This window comes from Hanamia caeni (assembly GCF_003721595.1).
GTDB classification, from domain to species: domain Bacteria; phylum Bacteroidota; class Bacteroidia; order Chitinophagales; family Chitinophagaceae; genus Ginsengibacter; species Ginsengibacter caeni.
This window is the reverse complement of record NZ_RJJR01000002.1, coordinates 47,010-69,201: the sequence shown is the minus strand read 5'-3', so window position 1 is coordinate 69,201 and position 22,192 is coordinate 47,010. Positions and strand designations below refer to the sequence as shown.

The window sequence follows — 22,192 nt, the reverse complement described above, 5'->3', positions numbered from 1 at the left end:
AATCTTATTTATTTTTCTTTTTTTTAGATACAAGCAACCAACCAAATGCCACCAGGCCGATAACAGAAACAGCCACCACAGTCCGCTTCACCGCTAACCCTGCTGAGTATAATTTCATCCCGTCTACATATTTTTTTTCGGGATAATTTGTTGCTCCACTCACATCACGGCCGTTCTCATCAAGAGCCATTTGCAATACCTGTGCAATATGCATGCCTTCCCGGTCTGTCATTTGTTCTATCTGTTCGCGGCAACTATACCCATCGCTAATCACAAGGGTTTTTTTATCCGCCCCTCTCACGGCAGGCAATAGCACTCTTTCTCCCGCTTTCACCGACACATCATATTTGTCGCCTTTCAGGTATCCAAAATATCCGGCCATGCCGCAACAGCCTGAATCCAATACATTATAATGCAAACCCATTTTTTGCAACAGCCGCTCTTCACTATCCATTTTCATAATAGCATTATGGTGGCAATGACCGTGGACGATTGCATTCCGGTGTAGCTGCGGTATTTTAAAATCAGGCGCTTTTTTCTCCAGAAACTCCGCAAGGGTAAAGGTTTGTTCTTTTAGCCTTTTGGCATCTTCATTTGCTAAAAGCAGGTCGCATAATTCATCCCGAAAAACTGAAACGCAACTTGGCTCGAGACCTACAACAGATGTGCCAGCGCGGATTTCGTCGCGCAAAGTGTCCAGAATCTGCAACAACATAGTTTTAGCGGTATCAAGCATTCCAAAATCATACAAAGGGCGGCCGCAGCAGATAACTCTTTTTGCAATCACTACCCGGAAGCCGGCCGCCTCAAGCACTTCCATACCGGCAACCAAGGTTTCTGGCTTAAAGAAATTATTAAATGTATCAACCCATAAAATCACTTTGGGCTTATCATTTATTTCTTTGTGTTGCTTGCAAAACCAGTTTCTGAAGGTTTGCTGCGCAAATTTTGGAATCGTTCTTTTTTGAGTAACCCCTACAGAGGATTTTACCAGGTTTCTTAATCCCGGAACGTGGGTAACAAAATTTACTATTCCCGGAACCAGCGAAGCCAACCTCGACCACCAATAAATCCATCCAAAGGCAAATGCTGACGCAGGCCTGCGGTTCTTTTCATAATAATGAGATAAAAACTCAGATTTTAAGGTGGCAATGTCCACATTCACGGGACAATCGCCTTTGCAGCCTTTGCACGCCAGGCACAAGTCGAGCGATTCTTTAATATATTCATCGTTCCATCCGTCCTTAATTACATTTCCGTTCAGCATTTCAAATAATAAATGAGCGCGGCCCCGGGTACTGTCTTTTTCTTCACGCGTAACCATGTAGCTGGGGCACATGGTCCCTCCTTCGTGCCGCCGGCAATTACCCACGCCCACGCACCGGAGCGTAGCCCGTGCAAAACTTCCTTTATTATCATCATGTAAAAAATGGAAATGAGTTTTAGGAGCCGGGGGATTATAGGTTGTGCCCAATCTTAAATCAGAAAGTTGTCCGTAGCTATCAATCACTTTTCCCGGATTCATCAGCCATTCAGGATCCCAAATAGATTTGAATTCGTGAAAAGCCTGCATAATTTCCTCGCCAAACATAATATGCAAGAGGCTTCCACGCGTTTGCCCATCTCCATGTTCTCCTGAAAGCGTACCTCCATAGCGAACTACCAGATGAGAGGCTTCAATGCTGAATTTTTTATAATGTTCAATGCCTGCTTCTGTTACCAGGTCAAACCCCACACGGCAGTGTATGCATCCCTGTCCAAAATGGCCGTACAAGGAAGGATGATAATCGTATTTGTCAAATAAATCGCGCAAATCCTTTAAATAATCGCCCACCTTGTCCGGCGCTACAGCAGAATCTTCCCAACCGGGCGCCCCATCGGGTTCGCCGGGAACAAAGGCGGTGGCACCCAGGCCGGATTCCCTGATTTCCCAGAGTTTTTGTTCCTGGTCGGGGTCATCAAAAAGGCTCATATTTGGTGGATTATCTCCGCTCTTCAACTCTTCCATAAGCTTTTTTGCCTTGTTGTCGGATTCCGTTTTGTCTTTCCCATCAAACTCGACCAACAGCCATCCGCCACCTTTTGGTAGCAACGGCACGTCATCCATGTTTAATCCTTTTTTCTTCATAAACTCAATAAGTAGCTCATCAAAGCCTTCCAACCCTATCGGTTTGTGTTTCATTACCTGCGGACAGGCGTGGCCTGCAGCATAAATATCCGGGTAGCCCAGAACCAATAAGGAACGCGCTCCGGGCTCAGGCATTAATTTCATTTCTGCTTCCAGGATAGTAACGCAGGTGCCCTCCGAACCGACGAGCGCTTGCGCTACATTAAAGCCTTGCTCAGGCAGGAGGGAAGGCAAATTATAACCGGAAACGCGCCGAGGGATAGGTGGAAATTTTTCACGGATTTTATCTGCATATTTGTCCCGGAGGTCTTTTAAACTTTTATATATCTCTGCTTTTCTGCCCCCGGCCTTTATGATGTTTTCAAATTCCTCATCAGAAGTAGGGCCCACCTTCATTTTTACCCCGTCATAGGTAAGGATGGTCAGGGATTCAGTATTATCTGCTGTACGCGCGCCATAACCATAAAATTGCGACATCACAGAATGAATTCCACATGAATCATTTCCGAGCATGCCGCCAATGGCGCAGTGGCTGTGTGTAGCGGGATCCGGGCCGAAAGTGAGGTTTGCATTTTTTTTAGTGGCATTCCGCATCTCATCTAACACAATCCCCGGCTGCACAGTTACCGTTTTCTTTTCTTTATCAATTTTTAAAACCTTGTTGTAATACTTGGTCATATCCATCACTACGGCAACATTGCAACAAGATCCGGTGAGGCTGGTACCTCCTCCTCTTGACAAAACAGGTGAGTGATATTTTTTGCAAATCGCGACTGTATTGATAACGTCCTGTTCTGTTTTCGGCAATACTACGCCTAATGGCACCTGCCGGTAATTGGAGGCATCTGTAGCGTATAATGCTTTTGTTCCATAATCAAACCGGACTTCGCCTTCAATGTCTTCAATTAACTCAGCTTCCATGGAAGCTACATCTACTCCCTGTGAATACTTAGTTTCATAATGTAAATCAAGTGTATCATTTGTTGCCATAATGTTTTTATTAATAAATTTTGATTTTTCCTTTTATAATTCGCTATCCAAAAATTTTAAATTTTTCTGCGTCCTGCTGTTTGAATTCCAAACCCATTCCTGGCCGGCTTACGTCTGCATGTAACGCACCATTTACCGGCTGAGCTACTCCGTCAAAAAGCATATTCTCGATCCTTACATGATCGTAAAAATATTCTGCCGTAAAAAAACCAGGCAATGATAGGCCCGGGTGAAGATGAAGCGAAGGGGCGCAATGGGAAGAGAAAGGAAGCTGATGTGCCTGGCAGACAGCGCCCGCTTTTAGAAAAGTGGAAACACCTCCGCACCGCGTAGCATCTGCCTGCAAAACGTCTACTGCGCCCGCATCCAGCATTCGCTCAAAGTAAGAAAGATGATATCCATATTCTCCTGCTGCAATATTGATTTTTGCGGGAGCATGTTCGCGAATAAAATGCAATCCATTCAAATCAGTGGATGGCCGCGGTTCCTCAAACCATGTCACACCAATTTGTGCAAATTGTTCAGCCTTTTCAAGCGCCTGCTTTGCATTGTAGGCGCCATTTGCATCTACAAATAATTCACAATTTTTTCCGACGGCTTCCTTCGCCTTCTTAACTCTTTCTACATCTTTTTCGGGCTCACGGCCGATTTTCATTTTCACTTGTGTAAGGCCCTGCTCAGCCCATCCGCCGAGCTGTTTTTGTAAACGGTCTATGGAGTAAGAGGTAAATCCACCACTGCCATAAATCTGAAAATCATCACGCACTTTGCCTAATAATAAGGCCAGCGGCAATTCCAGGATTTTCGCTTTTAGATCCCACAGTGCATTGTCGGTTGCTGAAATTGCCATCGCCGGAATACCAGAATCGCTGTCATTTCTTACACTGTCGTGCATGGATTTATGAATCCAGGGAATGTCGAAGGCGTTTTTTCCTAATACAATTTTTTTTAAATTTTTTTCGACAAAAAAGGCAGAAGAAACATCCGCATAACTGTAGCCAATTCCCGTTTTATCTGCCGCCGTTATGGTTACCAAAACTAACGTGGTACTATTCCATTCTATGGTTCCGTCAGATTCAGGCGCATCTGTTGGAATGGTATATGCCGAAACTTTTACATCACTTATATTTATCTCCCCCGACTTCATTTTTTAACTGAATATTGTTGACATTTCACTTTTCCATGTTGATTTGATGATGCCTGCCTCATCAGGATCGCCTTTCAATAATGTTTTGCCATATTTAACCATCATATCAAAAGAGATATGGGGCGGAAGCGGTGGTACATTCGCATCTGTCAACACTTCCAATACGGCAGGCCTGTCGGCAGAAAGCACATCATCCCATCCCTGCGAAATTTTTTCAGGATCATTTACAAACACCCCTTTCAATCCAATAAGCTTTGCATACTCGGCATACGGAAAATCAGGGACTTCCTGCGAACCGGTAAATCGCGGATCGCCGGTCATCACGCGCTGCTCCCAGCTTACCTGTGCCAGGTCATTATTATGCAGCACTAAAATTACCAGCCGCGGATCTTTCCATCTTTTCCAATATTTTGAAATCGTTATTAATCCATTGTTGCCAAGCATTTGCATAGCTCCATCCCCAACCAATGCAATAGGAATGCGATCGGGATAAGCGAATTTTGCTGCAATAGCATAAGGAACTCCCGGACACATGGTAGCCAGGTTTCCTGAAAGCGACGCCATCATTCCTTTACGGATTTTAAGGTGCCTTGCAAACCAATCGGCTGATGTTCCTGAGTCTGATGAAAGAATACAATTGTCCGGCAATTTGGGAGAAAGCTCCTGGAACACCCTTTGGGGATTAATGGGTTTGGCAGAATCCTTTGCTCTGGCATCAATCACTTTCCACCAATCTTCCATTCCCTTTTCAATTCCTTTTCTCCATGAATGATGCTTGTTCTTTTTCAAAAAAGGAATTAATGCTCTCAAAGTTTGTTTACTATCGCCCACCAGATTTATTTCCATTGGATAACGGAGGCTCAGCAATTTTGGATTGATATCAATCTGCACACCTCTTGCCTGGCCTACTTTAGGAAGAAATTCTGAATAAGGGAAACTACTTCCTACCATCAAAAGTGTATCACATTCTGTCATCATTTTCCAACTTGGCTCTGTTCCCAGCAAGCCAATGGCGCCGGTTACATACGGCAAAGTATCCGGCACTGCGGCCTTTCCGAGAAGCGCCTTGGCCACGCCGGCGCCCAACAGTTCAGCCACTTCCATTATCTCGTCTCCGGCGTTCAAAGCGCCTGCACCTACAAGCATCGCCACTTTTTTTCCATCATTTAATAAATCGGCAGTCCTTCTAAGATCTGCTTCGCCGGGCACAAAGTGAACATTTGGAAAACCAATTCCGGTGTGCGTAGCATTATGCTTACGCGGCGGCGTAGCTGCATCCAATTCCTGCACATCGTTTGGAATGATGATACAGGTAACTGTTCTTTCAGCTTTTGCAATCCGGATAGCACGATCTACCATTTGCTGCATTTGTTCCGGAATCATAACCGTATGAACAAATTCCTTAGCTACGTCTTTGTATAAGCTGTTCAAATCAACTTCCTGCTGAAAGCTGCCTCCCATGGCCATCCGCGCTGATTGGCCTACAATAGCCACTACAGATTGATGATCCATTTTAGCATCGTACAATCCATTCAGCAGATGAATGGCACCGGGCCCTGAGGTGGCCATGCAAACGCCTACTTCACCGGTGAATTTCGAATGCGCACAAGCCATAAAAGCTGCATTCTCCTCGTGCCGCACTTGTATAAAATCGATTTTATCTTTTGCCCGGTCAAGAGCCCCCAGGATACCATTAATACCATCGCCGGGGAAACCAAAAATTCTTTTAACTCCCCACTGACTTAATCTTTCTAATAAAAAATCGCTAACTAATTGCGCCATAAAATTATTTTTTGAAAATTTGAAAAAACTGAAGGCGGACGGAACACTCTACTTTGAAACATTCTCCTTCGTAATCGGTGTTTGCTTCATCAAACACTATGCCTGTGAAAATCAAAAGAATGATAAAAACTTTTTTAAGCACCGGCTCATATAAAGAAGTAATAGAAAATATTTTCTAATTTCCCTGTCTTCCGAAACTGTTTATTGATAAGGGCTTTAGAGGTATAGATTCCTCATTTTTATTCAGAAGGGGAATTATTTTACTGGAATTTATTTACGAAACTTAAACTGTTTTTTCTTAGAAGGCAACCAACCTCTTCCCAAACACGGACAATTTTTTTTAGAGCAGATTTGTAGAAAATTCTAATCCTATTTCAATTGTAATACTTCCATAAAAACAGAAAATGGCTTCTGCTATTTGCAGAATCTCTCAACAAAAAAATGACAGTAAACAAACAAATAAGCCTCTCTTTTATTCTGGTGATTGAAGGGTATCTTCTTAAAAGGCATAGTCTTTGAGCACGTTTTTTCTCGCAGCCTCTGTTGTTTTTAGACCTGCTAAAGGCTTTTCTATTCTAAGTTTTATCAATGAAATCAATTTGTAAACAGGGTTCATGAACTCAATTATATTTTTACAAAACCTTTATTTATTACAATACGTTAATAACCCTGCATCGCTTCAGGCAGAAAAAATCCATACAGTATTTAATTATTTTTATTGGGCTGCTGCGGGAATGTTATTGCTGGTAGTTTTCCTGGTAGTATATATCTGCATCAGGTTTCAACAAAAAAAGGGAGACAACAACCAACCCGTTCGTACGATTTACAGTAATAAGCTGGAGGCTTTGATGATTGGCGTTCCTGTGTTGTTACTTGCCTTCTTTTTCTATGAAACAGTATCAACCATGAATGCGGTATCGCCGCCGGTTCCCACAAACCGCGAGCCCGATGTGATTATCACCGGCCACCAATGGTGGTGGGAAGTGGATTATCCAAATGCTCATGTGGTTACCTCAAACGAAGTTCATCTTCCTGTAGGAAAACATTTACTGATGCAGATGCGATCAGCCGATGTGGTACACGACTGGTGGGTGCCGGAGCTTGGGAATAAAATGGATCTCGTGCCCAATCATCCCAATTACTTATGGCTTAATATTAATAAACCCGGAAAATATACCGGCGCCTGCAGTGAGTTTTGCGGAGCCCAGCATGCCTGGATGAGAATTTCAGTGATTGCACAGGACGAGAATGATTTCAATAAATGGCTGGCGCAAAATGCCAAGGCTGCAATGCCTCCGGGTGATACCCTGGCAAAAACCGGTGCAGAATTATTTCAGTCTAAAACATGTGCAAGCTGCCATCGCATACAGGGAACAGCCGCCACCTCTAACGTGGGGCCCGACCTTACACATATTGCCAGCAGGCATATGCTTCTTACCGGGTTGATGAAAAACAGTGAAGAAAATTTATACAAATGGATTAGCCATCCCCAGGAAATAAAACCAGGCGCTCACATGCCGGATTTTAATATGAACAAAGATTCCGTGAAAGCGATTGTGCATTACCTGGAGCAACTGAAATAAAACAAGGTCAAAAAAATGAGTGAACCAATTTACATTCCCGAACCATCAAAAACATTTCCGGGGATAGGAGTAAGCACTGACCAGGGTTTGCTGCAATGGATTTCCACAGTGGATCATAAAATGATCGGGATTATGTACCTGCTGATGACGCTCCTGTTTCTGTTAATCGGCGGTATAGAAGTATTGCTTATGCGGATTCAACTGGCCGGCCCGCTTAATCATTTCTTAGGGCCCGAAATGTATAATCAGTTCTTTACGATGCATGGCACCACCATGGTATTCTTTGTAGCCATGCCGGCGGTTTTTGGATTTGCCGTTTATTTTACGCCCCTGATGATAGGCGCTAACGAAATGGCTTTTCCGCGGCTGAATGCTTTTAGTTTTTGGATTACGTTGTTGGGCGGGATGCTGCTCTACTTCAGCTTTCTTGCAGGCGGAGCGCCGGATGCCGGCTGGTTTAATTATGTGCCCCTGAGTGAAAAGAATTATTCTATCAACCCGGGTGTGGATTATTATTGCATGGGACTGTTACTTGCCGGAATCGGAAGCGTAACCACTTCTGTTAATCTTGCTGTTACGGTGCTGCATTATCGCACCAAGGGCATGACGCTTAACAAGCTTCCGATGTTTGTGTGGATGGTTTTTGTAAATTCTTTTTTATTGCTCGCGGCTTTCCCGGCGCTAAATGCAGCGCTTTCCATGCTGCTGTTAGACAGGCAATTTGGCGCTCATTTTTTTAACACGGCTTCCGGTGGTTCGGCCTTGCTTTGGCAACATTTATTCTGGATATTCGGGCATCCGGAAGTATATATTGTTATCCTGCCTCCATTTGGAATTATTTCAGAAACGATTCCTGTGTTTTCGCGCAAACCTATTTTCGGTGCCGCCTTTGTAGCCGCATCCTCGGTAGCCATTGCCCTGCTTGCATTTGGCGTATGGGCACATCACATGTTTGCAGTTGGAATGGGCAACACGGCTGATGCGTTTTTTTCAGCGGCAAGCATGCTGATTGGTATTCCGACAGGCGTAAAAGTTTTTGCATGGATAGCCACCATGTACGGAGGCAAAATCCGGTTTACCGTTTCGATGATGTTTGCAGTGGCTTTCTTAATAGAATTCACCATTGGCGGCCTTTCCGGAATTGCGTTTGCCATCGTGCCGATAGACTGGCAATTGACCGATACCTATTTTGTTGTAGCTCATTTGCATTATGTATTTATCGGCGGCACTATTTTCGGAATTCTTTCCGGTTTGTTTTACTGGTTTCCAAAAATGACAGGAAAGTTTTTAGATGAAAAAATGGGAAAATGGTTTTTCTGGCTATTTGTGATTGGCTTCAACGGAACTTTTTTGGTGCAACATATTCTTGGAATGATTGGGATGCCAAGAAGAGTATATACTTATCCTGATTTGCCGTGGTATGGCGTGCTGAATATGATATCTACTGTCAGCGCATTTATTATGGGCATAGCGGTTTTATACCTCGGTTATATTATTGTAAAAAGCCGCAAAAGCGGGAAGCCGGCGCCTGCTGATCCGTGGGATGGATTTACGCTGGAATGGATTGCAGATTCGCCACCTTCTTTAAAAAATTTTAATGAAGTTCCTGTGGTAAATAGCAGGCAGCCATTATGGGATATGAAGTATCCGGGAATGGCAGATATAGCATCAGATTGAAGTTGTAAACGTTCATTGAAAACCTACAAATTATGAACAAAACGATGATGAAATTGGTGATAGGAACAGAAGGGATGTTCTTTATCTGTTTGATAATGTCATTTGTGTATATGGCATTCACGGCCGGTTTTGAGCCACATCAGCTTCATGCACTCGACATAGAGAAAACGGGAATATTTACAGCCGTTTTGATTGCAAGCAGCTTTACTTTTTGGTTCGCAGACAAAAATTATAAAGAAGGAAATATTAAAAAGCTTAAACTATGGCTTATCATCACTATCGTGTTGGGCATTCTTTTTTTAATTGGGCAGGGAAGAGAGTACTGGCGGTTAATCAATGACCATGTAACACTTGGAAGCGGCGTTTTTGGAACCAGCTTTTACACGCTAACAGGTTTTCATGGATTTCATGTTTTTGTGGGACTGATTATTTTATCCATTGTTCTTGCCTTCACTTTTTTGGGCGATTTTAATAAGCCCGGTTCAACCGTGATAAGCACAGTTGGATATTATTGGCATTTCATAGATGTGGTGTGGATAGTGGTTTTCACGGTTGTTTATGTGCTTCCTCATTTTACTAATATTTAAAATTCAGAAAGATGCATTCGATATATTCTTACTGGCATTTTGATCCGGTTTCAATTTTATTCATCACGATGCTTTGTTTATTTTATTTGTACGCCATCCGGTTTAAAATCAGAAAACAATCGCTCTTTTTTTTCGCGGGCATTTCTATAATTATTATCTGCGTGGCTTCGCCTTTGCATTTTTTGGGCGAAAATTACCTGTTCAGCGCCCACATGATTTCACATGTATTGTTGCTTTTGATTGCCGCGCCCCTGCTTGTAGCAGGTATCCCGCAAGAAAATGTTTTTAGAAAATATTTTCTATTTCTTTCAACCCACAAAATAAAAATTCATGTTTTATGTTGGTTTACTGGCGTAGGCATCATGTGGTTTTGGCATATTCCATACATTTTCAACATGGCTGCTTCAGCCCGGAGCATGGGTTTGATGCATGCGCAATGGTTGTCTTTGCTGGTTGCGGGCATCATCTTTTGCTGGCCCATTCTCAATCCTTACCGGCAATATCGCATTCCCTCTTTATCGGCGGTACTCTATCTTTCATTGGCTTGTGTATTTTGCACCCTGCTGGGGCTGATGATCACTTTTGCGCCGTTAGGAATGTATATGCCCTATCTGCATATTTCAGACTCAAACGGATTTTTAAACATCATAAGAAATCAATGGAAAATTTCTGCATCCATTGATCAGCAGGCAGCAGGTTTAATTATGTGGGTGCCGTGTTGCCTGATTTATTTAACCGCTTCAATGGCCATCCTGGTAAAATGGTACGACCAAAAACCCTATGAAGTGAGGGATGCAATCATGATAAAAAATTGATTGCGTCTCATTGTAAATGTTTTAAAAAAAAATTTTAGAAAATGAATGAAGAAGATTCATCCGAAAAAAAATTAAAGGAAATAGCCGGTGCAAATGATTTATCGTCAGCAATAAAAAAGCTTGAAGAAAAAAAGCAGTCAATCGAAGATGGTTTAAAAGTTCATGCACATAATATGGTTCACAACCTGTCCCCTGTGAATGTATTGGATCAAACGCTTGAAAATGTAAAACAATCTTCCTCACAAGATTCTCTGTTTAATGAAGCGCTGGCTTTTGGCGCTGGCTATTTATCAAAAAGAAGACTGATTCATCAATTTAAAAATGCCATCATTAAAACTTTTAGAAAAGCGGCCATGGCGGATAATTCTGGAATAAACTTCACCGTCCAAATGCAAGACAATGATCAAAAAGAAAATCCCATGAATAATACAGAAGAAATTAAAAACCCGGCAGCCCGCGTTGAAACCGTAAAAGCAAAACCCGAAATATTGCCCAAACCAACTTATTGGCCATTTTTCCTGGCCTTAGGCATTGTGTTTCTTGGCTGGGGATTATTAACTACGTGGCTGATTTCAGTGGCAGGCTTAATTATTCTGATAACCGCACTTTCCGGATGGCTAAATATTTTACGTCATGAATGAACAAGCACAAAATGAAGAGATATCCCGGCGCGATTTTTTTCTGAAAATCAGCCTCGGCCTCGCGGGCATCAGCGCCATTGCCGCAGCAGTTCCTGTTGTAAGCGCCATCATCGCTCCTTTGCTGAAAAAGAAAAATCAGCTATGGCGCACCGTAGGCAAAGTGGATGATTTTCAGACCGGCTCCACCAGCCTGGTAACATTTATCAATGCAGATCCGGAACCTTATGCGGGTGTAACAGCAAAATCAGCGGCATGGCTCAGAAAAAACGATGAAAACAATTTCATTGCTTTTGCTGCCAATTGTACTCATCTCGGTTGCCCGGTTAGATGGGAAAACGAGGCGCATTTATTTATGTGTCCATGCCATGGCGGTGTATATTATGCAGATGGTACTGTTGCCGGAGGCCCGCCGCCAAAGCCCTTAAATCAGTATGAAGTGAGAGTTTTTAACAAGGAGGTACAAATTAAAACCGCGCCGGTTCCAATCACAGGTAGTAAAGCATGAAAAAGTTTTTAAAAAAAATATGGCATTGGATTGACGACCGCACTGGCTTTTCGCAAAATATTGTGCCGGTCATTCAACATCCTGTTCCTCCAAAAGCAAAGTGGAGCTATGTTTTTGGGAGCGCCACTTTATTTTGTTTCCTGCTACAGGTAATTACAGGCGTTTCGCTAGCACTCTTATATCAGCCCTCCAGCAGCGAAGCGTATCATTCTCTTGTTTTTATTACCGACAAGGCAAAGTTTGGAAACGTATTGAGAGGCATACATTATTTCGGCGCATCGGCAATGATTATTTTAGTGGGCATCCACATGATTCGTGTGTACATCACCGCCTCGTACAAATTTCCACGCGAGATGAATTGGATAAGCGGGGTTTTTCTCCTGCTATGTACCATTTTTATGGGCTTTACAGGCCAGCTACTGCGTTGGGATTCAAATGGAGTGTGGTCGTCAGTAGTTGCTGCCGAACAATTGGGAAGAACGCCGCTGATAGGAAAATACCTCGCACGGCTGTTGCTCGGAGGCGATACTATAGGTGGACAAACGCTCAGCCGGTTTTATTCTTATCACGTATTTATGGTGCCCGCTTTGATTTTTATATTTATCGGCCTTCATCTTTATCTCGTAATTCAAAATGGTATTTCCGAGCCTCCAAAACCGGGTAGACTGGTGGATCCTAAAACCTACCGCAAGTGGTACCAGAATATGCTGAAAGAAAAGGGAGTACCCTTCTGGCCAAACGCCGCATGGCGCGACATTTTATTCAGCGCTATCATCATCATTTGCATTATTTGTCTCGCTTTTGTTTTTGGACCGCCGGCGCTTTCCGGCAAACCCGACCCTGCTCATTTATCTACCACGCCAAAGCCAGACTGGTATATGGTTCCGTTTTTTGCGCTATTTGCATTGATGCCTCATAAGATTGAATCCGTTGCGATGTTGCTGGGGCCAATCCTCACGATTGTGATACTGTTTTCGATTCCGTTTATTTCACAGAAGGGCGAAAGAAGCCCGCTAAAAAGGCCATGGGCTATGTATGGAGTGATTTGTGTAATTGTATTTGTGGTCAGCTTACTGGTGGTAGGTTTAAAAGCGCCGTGGTCGCCTCATTTTGATACGAAGCCGCTGCCGTTAAGCGCTATAAAAAATAAAAACCCTGATTCTACGGTTATAAAAGGAGTTCATCTTTTTTATTCTAAAGGATGCCAGTACTGCCACAGGATTAGTAATTATGGAGGAATAGATGGCCCTGACCTTACCACAATCGGCAACCGCCTCTCCATCCAGGCTTTAAAAATCCGCATTGTGAATGGCGGAAAAAATATGCCCGCTTTTGGTGGCAGCCTCTCCAATGACGAGATAAACAATATTGTTGCATTTTTATCTTCTCAGAAATAGTTTTTAAGGAACAAAATAAAATTTTTGTCTCTTTGTTGCTTTACTGTGAAAAATTTGGGTTCACCAATCGAGGCACATCATTTGTGTAAAATCTTTTTATACATTAATTAAACGATAAGAATTCTTTATGACGGAAAATCAAGAGTGTCCGCTTACCTCCGAATTGCCTTTTTCAAAAAAAGTTTGGATAGCGGGCGGGATATTCTCGTTGATTATTGTGGGGTTACTTCTTTTTAAAACGCTTTTTGCGGTTATTCTTTTAGCCCTTACCGGTATGCTGCTGGCCGTCTATTTCCATGGATTTTCGCACCTGATTCATCGAAAATTTCATTGGTCTCCCAGGCTTTGTGTTTTTCTTTCTGTGCTCATCAATATTATTCTACTGGCAGGTTTCTTTTGGTTTGTAGGGGCGAGGCTCCAAAAGCAGGTTGCCGAGCTTTCTGATACGCTGCCACAAACGATACAGAATTTGAAACAACAGCTAAGTGAATCTGACATGGGAAGTAAATTGCTCAATTATATTAGTAACGCTGGACGTACCATAAACGTGGAATCTATTGCCAAAAAATTCTTTTCAGGTAGCTTTGGCGTACTTAGTGATTTATACGTGGTAATTCTTTTTGCTATATTTTTCACTGCCGACCCCATGCTTTATAAAAAAGGGTTTATCCGTTTGCTGCCTCCAAAAGCAAAACATAAAGGAGAAAAGCTTTTTGATGAACTCAACGCCGTTTTAAAAAAATGGATAAAATCCCAAATTATCGGCTTCTTTTTTATTGCTGTATTTACTGGGGTTGGTTTATGGATTCTGGGCATGCCACTCATTCTTACGCTGGCACTTATCGCAGGCATTTTAAACCTTATTCCCAACTTCGGGCCACTGATAGCCTTAATTCCCGCAGCGCTGCTCGGTTTGATGGAAAGCCCTTCTACTGCGCTGATAGTGGCTTGCATTTATATTGGCGTGCAAATCATACAAACTGCCGTTACTCAACCTATCATTCAGCAAAAGATGGTAAGCCTGCCGCCTGCGCTTACCATTTTTGCCCAGGTGGCGCTTGGTATTGTTGCCGGCTTTTGGGGCGTTTTGCTGGCATCGCCCATAGTGGTGATTGTATTAAAAGTGGTTGACCGGCTGTACGTTGAAAATCAACAGGCCAGTATTAACACAATAAAAAATATGGATGTAAAATAAAAATGGCTGAATCTAATTCTTCAATTTATGGTGCGCTGATTGCAAATGGCTTGATTGCTATTACAAAATTTGCAGCCGCTTTTTTTAGCGGAAGTTCTGCCATGCTTTCAGAAGGAATTCATAGCCTGGTAGATACCAGCAACGAGTTGCTGCTGCTCTTAGGCATCAAAAGAAGTAAGCGCCCTCCTGATAAGAAACATCCGTTTGGCTATGGCCCTGAATTATATTTTTGGTCACTTATAGTGGCAGTGCTGGTTTTTGGCCTTGGCGGCGGAATGTCCATTTACGAAGGCATTACGCATATTGGCAATCCAAAACCCATCACTGATCCCTTCTGGGGTTACCTGGTATTAGGAAGCGCTTTTATTTTTGAAACCATATCTATCATTATTTCGGTAAAAGGATTTTTAAAACATTCGCATCACGAAGGAAATCTTTTTCAAAAATTACGCGCCAGCAAAGACCCGGGATTTTTCCTCGTAATTTATGAAGATGCTGCCGATATTATCGGATTGATAATTGCCTTCGCAGGTATCGTTCTTTCTACATGGCTCGGCAATCCATTGATTGACGGCATTGCCTCGATTCTTATTGGTATTGTTCTTACCATAATTGCCATTCTGATGATTATAGAAACCCATAATTTACTCATCGGCGAAAGCGCAGGCAAAGAGCTGGTAGCAAGCACTGAAAAATTGATACAGCAGGACGATGATGTGTTCCAGGTACAAACGCCTTTAACCATGCAGCTTTCTCCTGATGAAGTTTTGCTCGCCCTTAACCTTCAGTTTAAAAAAAATTTGTCGGGAGCCCAGATCGTAAGCAGCATTGCGCGGCTTGAAAAAAAGATAAAAGAAAAATTTCCGCAGGTAAAACAAATTTATATCGAGGCCGCTAATTTATCTAAATAAAATCCGGCAATTAAAGATTGTTGGAATAGTGCTTGCTGTATTAATAAATTATTATACAACTTCAATTTTATGAAACGCAGTCTTAAAAGCCTTCAAGGCTATACTCTTAAAGCAACCGATGGTGAAATAGGAAAAGTGGAAGAATTTTATTTTGACGATGTAAGCTGGACCATCCGCTACCTGGTAATAAAAACAGGTAACTGGTTTTCCGGTAAAAAAGTGCTTATTTCACCAAAAGCCCTGTTAACCCCGGATTGGGAAAATGAAATATTTCCGGTTAACCTTACAAAAAAGCAAATAGAAAACAGTCCGGATATTGATACCGATAAACCTGTATCGCGCCAGCACGAAGAAGAATTATCCACTTATTATACCTGGGATCCTTATTGGGGCGATGGGGCCCATGGAGCAGGAATATTTGGAGCGATGCCAAGCGATTTGTATGAAAATGAAGAAGCAACTGCACCCCTAGTTCCGGTGGAAAATTCCGAGCCCCACGATCCTCATTTAAGAAGTTCTGACGAGGTAAAAGGTTATGGCATTCATGCTACAGATGGCGAAATTGGCAAGGTTACAGATTACATTCTTGATGATTCAGACTGGAGGATTGATTACCTGGTAGTTGAAACGGGTGACTGGCTGAGCAGTAAGAAATTGCTGCTGCCGGCAGGATGGATAAAACAAGTGAAATGGGATAACCGCATCGTGATCGTAAACGTAACAACTGAGCAGGTAAAAAACTGCCCGGACTTTGATGCCAGTCAACCTGTGAATGTTGCGGACGAAAAAATTCTATTTGATTATTACGGCCGGCCGCATTCCGGCATGATAGATTAAAAACAGGTTTCGTGTTTGTAAAATTGCGGCCAACCGGTCTTGTTATTTCTTCATACTGCCTACCTTCAAATAAAACTGGTTCATGAACGCCCTGATCCTCGTAGATGTTCAAAATGATTTTTTGCCGGGCGGAGCTTTGCCTGTTGAAAATGGTTTTAGTATTTTTCCTGCAATAAATGTTATACAGGACAAATTTGACCTGGTGGTGGCCACGCAGGACTGGCATCCTGCTGACCATAAAAGTTTTGCCTCAAATCATCCGGGTTCAAAAGAGTTTGACGAAATACAATTAGGCGGGCTAACGCAGGTTTTATGGCCCGGCCATTGTGTTCAACAAAGCTTCGGCGCAGAATTTTCCAACCAATTAGATACAAAGAAAATTGAAGCCATCTTTCGCAAGGGAATGGATAAAGAAATTGATAGCTACAGCGGTTTTTTTGATAATGGAAAAAAGAAGGCGACAGGCCTTGCAGCATATCTTAAAGGCAGAAATATCACCTCCGTTTTTGTGGCGGGGCTTGCAGCAGATTTTTGCGTGTATTTTACCGCTATGGACGCATTGGACATAGGATTTAACGCTTCTATCATTATAGATGCTACCATGGCGATCGACAATAAATCACTGCAAAAAAAATTTGATTCTTTTATTTACAAAGGAGGACTTTTGGTTAACAGCCAGGATATTTAACAGACTGTTGAAAAAATAAAAATCAACTATTTGTTCTTTTACTCGTAAGCAAAATCGCTTTAAATGCTTCATGAACAAGTCGCACAAATCTCATCCTTAACAGGCATCCCTTCAGATTCTGCATGATTAGCTGTAAATTTGCACACGATTTTAAAAAAATGGATTTTGACAGAAGACAAACATGATATTATCGAATTAGATGATGTTAAACAATTGGTGGACAGCTTTTATGGAAAAGTGAGAAATGATTCACTTATCGGGCCCATCTTTGAAGAAAGAATACAAAATCGCTGGCCCGAGCACCTGGCCAAAATGTACACATTCTGGCAAACTGTCCTTCTAGGAGAACATACCTATTATGGTTCTCCGTTTCCACCTCATGCTCAGCTTCCCGTAGAACGGGAGCATTTTAACCGCTGGCTGGATTTATTTTCAGAAACAATAAGTGAGCATTTTTCCGGAAAAACAGCTGATGAAGCTATGTGGCGGGCAGGCAAAATGGCTGAAATGTTCCAATATAAATTACAGGCTTTTCGCCGTAATCAAAACAGAAGCCTTATCTGAAACCGGTAAGTGGCCAAATACAGGAATTAATTTTGCTGGTAAACTGAGTTTGGGCAGTGCTTTCTTCAAAAGTAATTTCGCGCAATCCTATTTTTGTACCGTTTTTAAAAACCGATGATCAAAAAAGAAAAATTAAAAAAAGGAATTCCTATTTCCGTTTCATTAGCGCCTGAATTAGTCGGCGAAAGTGTTAAGCCCTATTCGGATTCCAACAAAAGAAGGATTTTTATTATCTGCCTGATGGCCATTAGCGTTGCCATCGCTATTAGCTTTATCGCTAAGTTTTTAATCTATTTAATTTATTTTATTACCAATGTTTCGTTTTATGGGCGGTTTTCCATTGCCCATATTACACCGGCTGCAAACACAATGGGCTGGTGGGTAATCTTGATTCCGGCGGCCGGTGGCATTATTGTCGGGTTCATGGCATTGTATGGCTCAAAGGCTATCAGGGGCCATGGCATTCCTGAAGCAATGGAACAAATTTTAATAAACCAAAGCAAAATAAAGCCAACCATCACTTACCTGAAGCCAATTTCATCCGCTATTGCCATAGGCAGCGGCGGACCGTTTGGCGCGGAAGGCCCTATTATCGCTACGGGTGGCGCGTTAGGTTCTACACTTGGGCAAATTGCCCGCATTTCACATAATGAAAGAAAAATTTTACTGGCTTCCGGGGCTACAGCAGGGATGGCGGCTATATTCGGAACGCCGATAGCAGGAATTTTTCTTGCGATAGAATTATTATTATTCGAATTTTCTCCCCGCTCTATCATTCCGGTAACCATGGCCTGCATTACAGGCGCCGCGGGCCACCATTTTCTGTTTGAAAAGGGCCCCGTTTTTCCCGTAGGTCATGAAATTGCACTGGCTTCCAACACCGCACTTTTTACCTACAGCATTCTGGGATTAATTATGGGTTTTGTAGCCGTGTTTACCACAAAAATTGTGTATTGGATAGAAGATACTTTTGAAAAAATTCCCGTTCACTGGATGTGGTATCCCGCCATTGGCGGCTTGTTTGTGGGAGTGATTGGTTACTTTGCACCACGAACTCTCGGCGTAGGATATGAAAACATCACCGATGTGTTGTCGGGTAATCTCACACTAAGCGTTGTTGCTTCTTTGTGTATTTTTAAATTTGTTTCATGGGCTATAGCGCTGGGCAGCGGCACTTCGGGCGGAACGCTGGCGCCTTTGCTTACAATAGGAGGCGCTGCCGGAATTTTAATAGCGCATGTGATTTTGCGTTTATTTCCTCATTCAGGCATTACGCTTTCCCTTGCAGCGCTTGTGGCCATGTCTGCCATGTTTGCGGGCGCCTCGCGTGCTTTGTTGACATCCATTGTATTTGCCCTGGAAGCCACCGGCCAATCCAACGCATTATTGCCTCTGCTTGCCGGAAGCATTGCTGCGTATTTTGTTTCATTTTTTCTGATGGAAAGCACCATCATGACCGAAAAAATTACCCGCAGGGGCGTAAAAACACCTGATTCTTTTGAACCGGACATCCTTGACAATATTTCTGTTGGCCAGGTAATGTGTGATGACGGGCTTATTTTAAGCGAGGATAATACGATAGGCGAAGTAAGGGAATGGCTGGAACAGGAAAGTGGATACAACAGCAATTATTTTATCGTCACTTCCAAAAACAATGAATTTATGGGGACGATAAGTTCATCCAATCTTTGGAGCAATCATCATGATACCACAAAACCGGTGGGAAGCCTGATAAAAAGAAATAATATTTCTATTAGCGCTCATAGCTCATTGCGGGCAGCGGTAGAAATGATGGCCAGAGAAAATATTGACCTGCTGCCTATCATTTCAGACGATAATAAGGTTACCGGAATTCTTTCGTACAAAGACATTCTTTCGGCCTATAAAAAAGATACGGAAAACGATATGACCAAACAACCGTCTATCTCCCTTAAAAGAAATGGCTTGAAGATTCTGGTAAGAGGTAATCAGCTTATTAACCTGATCAATAGAAAAAATTAATGCAAACTTTTCCCCGCAATACAGCTACAGGCAACGCGCTTGTGTTACCAGTTTTTGAATAAGTCAGCATTTGGCTTTTCCATCCGGCCGCTCATTTCGCGAATGCGGATCCTAAAAACAATGCCTTCTATTTCCGACAGGTTCTCACTGGCAAAAGGCCATTCAGGTGTGAACTTTACGGTTTCGCTGGATACATTGGGCAAAATCCTTGACAACAATATTTTCAACCCCATTTCTCTGTCAGCTTTCTTTTCCAATTCTTCAAAAGTGCCCCACATGATTACAGATTTCCAATCGGCCATGCTTTGCATCTCATCCACCTGGAAGCAAACTTCAGGATTCTGCCGCATCATTTTTACTTTCATTCCTTCAAAAGAGCGGGCATAAATATAGCCGGAATCGTATGCAAAACTTATAGGTACAACATAGGTTGTTGCATCAGCGTGACATCCCAACCTTCCTATTACGCTATTGGAAACAACATTCATTATTTCCTGATCAGACAATGATTCTATCATAGACATCTTTCTTATAAAGATAACCTGTGGCGGTTTTTGGCAAAATGATTAATAACAGCCAGCCCAATGATGCCAATCATGTACAGCAAAATTTTTCGCCGTTTGTTTTAGAATCAAAAAGTTAAAAAGAATCAATCAATGGTAGTGAAAGCGCAAATAAATAGATTTTCTTTTCTGCAAAAAATCACCGGGCTCTTTCCTCTTCTGGTGTGCGTATTATCCCGGTAGTTATCCATACTAGGCCTGTAACCATTGCCACAGCGCAGAAAAACAAAATAATGTTAGCGCTTTTTATGGGTTCTACATTCATAGCTTCTAATCCCTGCAGCATTAAAATCACTTCCTGCACGATAAAACCAGTTACGAAAACAAGAAATCCAATTCCGCTAACCTTTCCGCGAAAACGATGAATAAATTCATTGATATATCCTAGAATAAAAAGGCTGATAATTCCGACAAACGACAAGTGAAGGTAACCAATCACTACAGGCCGGTAACCAAACGCAAAGTGGCTAAGAAAAGGCATTGTCGAAAGCACCTGCAGAATTATTTTCAAAATAAATGCAATGGACGAAAGTGCCCATATCCACCGGGTAACGATATTAAATTTGATGTCTTTACTATTTTTGAAAACAGAAATTATCCGGAAAAAATAAACGAGCACCAGTAGCTGAACAAACGCAGAAACATTTGCAATCCACTCAAGAACCGGCGGAAGCTTGAGCCATAGCACAGATAAAAAATAAGTGGGAATAACAGTGATTATCATTATTATAAAAAGCCTTTTGCTTAATAAAGCAAAGCGAAATAATCCCAGGCGGTGCATATAAGAAAAGAACACGCCAAAACATACAAACAAAAACCAGCCATTATATTGAAAGTGCATGAAAAAATAAAGCGCGCCAAAATAAAGTTCCTGAATCGTTATACTATTGGCCATAAGATAGGCAAGGAAAATAGCACCCAGCGAAGAAAACGCCCACAGCAATAACGCGGCTTTAAGCCAGTTTCTGGAAAAACCGGCGTCACGTACTTTATTAAGATCACGCCAATAAAAAACAATAAAAAAGTACGAGATTAAAATCGTGACGCAGGCAAAAGTGATAGACCAGAAAGCATACCCCTGAATGATAAAAGAAATAAACATCGCATAACAGGTCACTACATCAATCCCCAAAATGAGGTTGTATTTTCTATAATTTGTTTGAATATTATTCCGCACCAGGTACCTCACCATCAACGTCATAAGCGCTATGGCCAGCCAGCCTACAAAAGCAAAATTGGAATGCCCGTGCATCAGGTTTTGCTGGTTTACAAACGGGAGCGAAAACTTAATTTTATAACGCATGGTAAGGCCGGCAGACGCAACCACGCAAAAATTGATTAAAGCAACCTGTACCCATTGCTTTGTTCTGAAGAGATTTTTTTCCATTACTTTACTTGGTATTAATCAATTTCTACACCTTTGAAATTATTAAAAATCTTTTTGGCACATAGGGAAATACCCCACCAAATGAATAGTATGGTTTGCTTTTTGTAAATGAATTTGTGTAGATAATTTGGTTTACTAATTCTTAATCACTTTAAAAATTAATATCTTAATATTGTAATTTAAATTCAAAATTAAACACTAAAAGCTATGAAAAAATTATTTATTTTCTTTTCCTTAGTTCTTTCTTTAGCAGTTTTAGCAGTCTCCTGCGGCGGTTCGGGAGATAAAAGTGCTAGCAATTCTGCTGAGGCTACTGAAGCCACAAGCGATACAGGCGCCGCTGCAGGAGCGTCTTCTGAAAACCCTCCTTACGATCCTCATCGCGGAGAAGGTAAATTTAAGGATGTACAGGTGAGCGATAAACTGAATAAAGAGGAAGCCGAGGCAGGCGAAAAGCTTTACGAACTAAAATGTTCATCCTGCCATAAGCTTACCGATGAAAGATTAGTAGGCCCGGGATGGAAAGGCGTTACCACCAGGCACACACCCACCTGGATTATGAATTTTGTTACCAACACAGATGATATGATTGATAAAGATCCTAAGGCACAGGCTATGCTCGAAATTTGTATGGTGCGTATGCCTAATCAAAACCTTAGTGATGATGATGCGAGAAACGTTTTAGAATTTATGCGCGAAAATGATGGCGTAAAATAATTTTTTGATTTTCAGATAAAAAACCGGGCTGCAAATTATAGCACCCGGTTTTTTTGTTCAATAAAAGCAACGCTGCC

At 42.1% G+C, this 22,192-nt stretch carries 19 protein-coding genes; 14 read left to right on the top strand and 5 right to left on the bottom strand.

Annotation, left to right across the window (positions count from 1 at the left end; all coding sequences use genetic code 11):
• Nucleotides 1-4: 4 nt before the first annotated feature.
• Genes EFY79_RS03445 through EFY79_RS03435 form a run of 3 tightly spaced genes read right to left on the bottom strand, consistent with a single transcriptional unit; the run spans nucleotide 5 to nucleotide 6,047 of the window.
• Nucleotides 5-3,118: an FAD-binding and (Fe-S)-binding domain-containing protein gene (locus tag EFY79_RS03445; RefSeq protein WP_123119293.1), complete on the bottom strand. Its 3,114-nt coding sequence runs from the start codon at nucleotides 3,116-3,118 to the stop codon at nucleotides 5-7.
• A gap of 43 nt (nucleotides 3,119-3,161) precedes the next feature.
• Nucleotides 3,162-4,265, bottom strand: coding sequence for an enolase C-terminal domain-like protein (locus tag EFY79_RS03440; protein WP_123119292.1), 1,104 nt, complete (start codon nucleotides 4,263-4,265; stop codon nucleotides 3,162-3,164).
• 3 nt (nucleotides 4,266-4,268) lie between these two features.
• Nucleotides 4,269-6,047 (bottom strand): thiamine pyrophosphate-requiring protein, encoded by a 1,779-nt coding sequence (locus EFY79_RS03435; RefSeq protein WP_123119291.1) that lies wholly within the window; start codon nucleotides 6,045-6,047, stop codon nucleotides 4,269-4,271.
• A 614-nt stretch (nucleotides 6,048-6,661) separates the two neighbouring features.
• Here EFY79_RS03435 and coxB point away from each other — a divergent pair.
• The 13 genes from coxB to EFY79_RS03370 all read left to right on the top strand — a co-directional run bounded on the left by coxB (nucleotide 6,662) and on the right by EFY79_RS03370 (nucleotide 19,448).
• On the top strand, nucleotides 6,662-7,630 hold the full coding sequence (gene coxB, locus EFY79_RS03430) for a cytochrome c oxidase subunit II (RefSeq protein WP_123119290.1): 969 nt from the start codon (nucleotides 6,662-6,664) through the stop codon (nucleotides 7,628-7,630).
• A gap of 15 nt (nucleotides 7,631-7,645) precedes the next feature.
• Nucleotides 7,646-9,307 carry a cytochrome c oxidase subunit I gene (gene ctaD, locus EFY79_RS03425; RefSeq protein ID WP_123119289.1) on the top strand — a complete coding sequence of 554 codons (1,662 nt, stop codon included), beginning with the start codon at nucleotides 7,646-7,648 and terminating at the stop codon, nucleotides 9,305-9,307.
• Nucleotides 9,308-9,339: 32 nt separating this feature from the next.
• The gene (locus EFY79_RS03420; protein WP_199727428.1) at nucleotides 9,340-9,894 is read left to right on the top strand and encodes a cytochrome c oxidase subunit 3; all 555 of its coding nucleotides are present in this window, start codon (nucleotides 9,340-9,342) and stop codon (nucleotides 9,892-9,894) included.
• A gap of 11 nt (nucleotides 9,895-9,905) precedes the next feature.
• Nucleotides 9,906-10,709 (top strand): cytochrome c oxidase assembly protein, encoded by an 804-nt coding sequence (locus EFY79_RS03415; RefSeq protein ID WP_123119287.1) that lies wholly within the window; start codon nucleotides 9,906-9,908, stop codon nucleotides 10,707-10,709.
• A 41-nt stretch (nucleotides 10,710-10,750) separates the two neighbouring features.
• Complete coding sequence (locus EFY79_RS21540; RefSeq protein ID WP_199727427.1) at nucleotides 10,751-11,350, top strand: hypothetical protein; 600 nt, start codon at nucleotides 10,751-10,753, stop codon at nucleotides 11,348-11,350.
• Nucleotides 11,343-11,855 carry a QcrA and Rieske domain-containing protein gene (locus EFY79_RS03405; RefSeq protein WP_123119286.1) on the top strand — a complete coding sequence of 171 codons (513 nt, stop codon included), beginning with the start codon at nucleotides 11,343-11,345 and terminating at the stop codon, nucleotides 11,853-11,855. Before EFY79_RS21540 ends, EFY79_RS03405 begins: the two co-directional genes overlap by 8 nt.
• Nucleotides 11,852-13,252 carry a cytochrome b N-terminal domain-containing protein gene (locus EFY79_RS03400; protein WP_123119285.1) on the top strand — a complete coding sequence of 467 codons (1,401 nt, stop codon included), beginning with the start codon at nucleotides 11,852-11,854 and terminating at the stop codon, nucleotides 13,250-13,252. The genes EFY79_RS03405 and EFY79_RS03400 overlap by 4 nt, the downstream gene beginning before the upstream one ends.
• Nucleotides 13,253-13,379: 127 nt before the next feature.
• A complete protein-coding gene (locus EFY79_RS03395) occupies nucleotides 13,380-14,447 on the top strand; it encodes an AI-2E family transporter (RefSeq protein ID WP_123119284.1) in 1,068 nt (355 codons plus the stop codon).
• 2 nt (nucleotides 14,448-14,449) lie between these two features.
• Complete coding sequence (locus EFY79_RS03390) at nucleotides 14,450-15,358, top strand: cation diffusion facilitator family transporter (protein WP_123119283.1); 909 nt, start codon at nucleotides 14,450-14,452, stop codon at nucleotides 15,356-15,358.
• Between the two features lie 69 nt (nucleotides 15,359-15,427).
• Complete coding sequence (locus EFY79_RS03385) at nucleotides 15,428-16,195, top strand: PRC-barrel domain containing protein (protein ID WP_123119282.1); 768 nt, start codon at nucleotides 15,428-15,430, stop codon at nucleotides 16,193-16,195.
• A gap of 82 nt (nucleotides 16,196-16,277) precedes the next feature.
• Nucleotides 16,278-16,883, top strand: coding sequence for a bifunctional nicotinamidase/pyrazinamidase (gene pncA, locus EFY79_RS03380; protein ID WP_123119281.1), 606 nt, complete (start codon nucleotides 16,278-16,280; stop codon nucleotides 16,881-16,883).
• A gap of 165 nt (nucleotides 16,884-17,048) precedes the next feature.
• Complete coding sequence (locus tag EFY79_RS03375; protein ID WP_123119280.1) at nucleotides 17,049-17,447, top strand: group III truncated hemoglobin; 399 nt, start codon at nucleotides 17,049-17,051, stop codon at nucleotides 17,445-17,447.
• A gap of 114 nt (nucleotides 17,448-17,561) precedes the next feature.
• Nucleotides 17,562-19,448: a chloride channel protein gene (locus EFY79_RS03370; protein WP_123119279.1), complete on the top strand. Its 1,887-nt coding sequence runs from the start codon at nucleotides 17,562-17,564 to the stop codon at nucleotides 19,446-19,448.
• A 44-nt stretch (nucleotides 19,449-19,492) separates the two neighbouring features.
• On the opposite strand, the gene EFY79_RS03365 is transcribed toward EFY79_RS03370, so the two are convergent.
• Nucleotides 19,493-19,966, bottom strand: a complete 474-nt coding sequence (locus EFY79_RS03365) for a pyridoxamine 5'-phosphate oxidase family protein (RefSeq protein ID WP_123119755.1) — start codon at nucleotides 19,964-19,966, stop codon at nucleotides 19,493-19,495.
• A 184-nt stretch (nucleotides 19,967-20,150) separates the two neighbouring features.
• Nucleotides 20,151-21,398 carry a hypothetical protein gene (locus EFY79_RS03360; RefSeq protein ID WP_123119278.1) on the bottom strand — a complete coding sequence of 416 codons (1,248 nt, stop codon included), beginning with the start codon at nucleotides 21,396-21,398 and terminating at the stop codon, nucleotides 20,151-20,153.
• Nucleotides 21,399-21,605: 207 nt separating this feature from the next.
• Here EFY79_RS03360 and EFY79_RS03355 point away from each other — a divergent pair, with 207 nt between their 5' ends.
• Entirely contained in the window at nucleotides 21,606-22,115 is a 510-nt protein-coding gene (locus tag EFY79_RS03355; protein WP_123119277.1) for a c-type cytochrome, read from the top strand.
• Nucleotides 22,116-22,192: the final 77 nt, after the last annotated feature.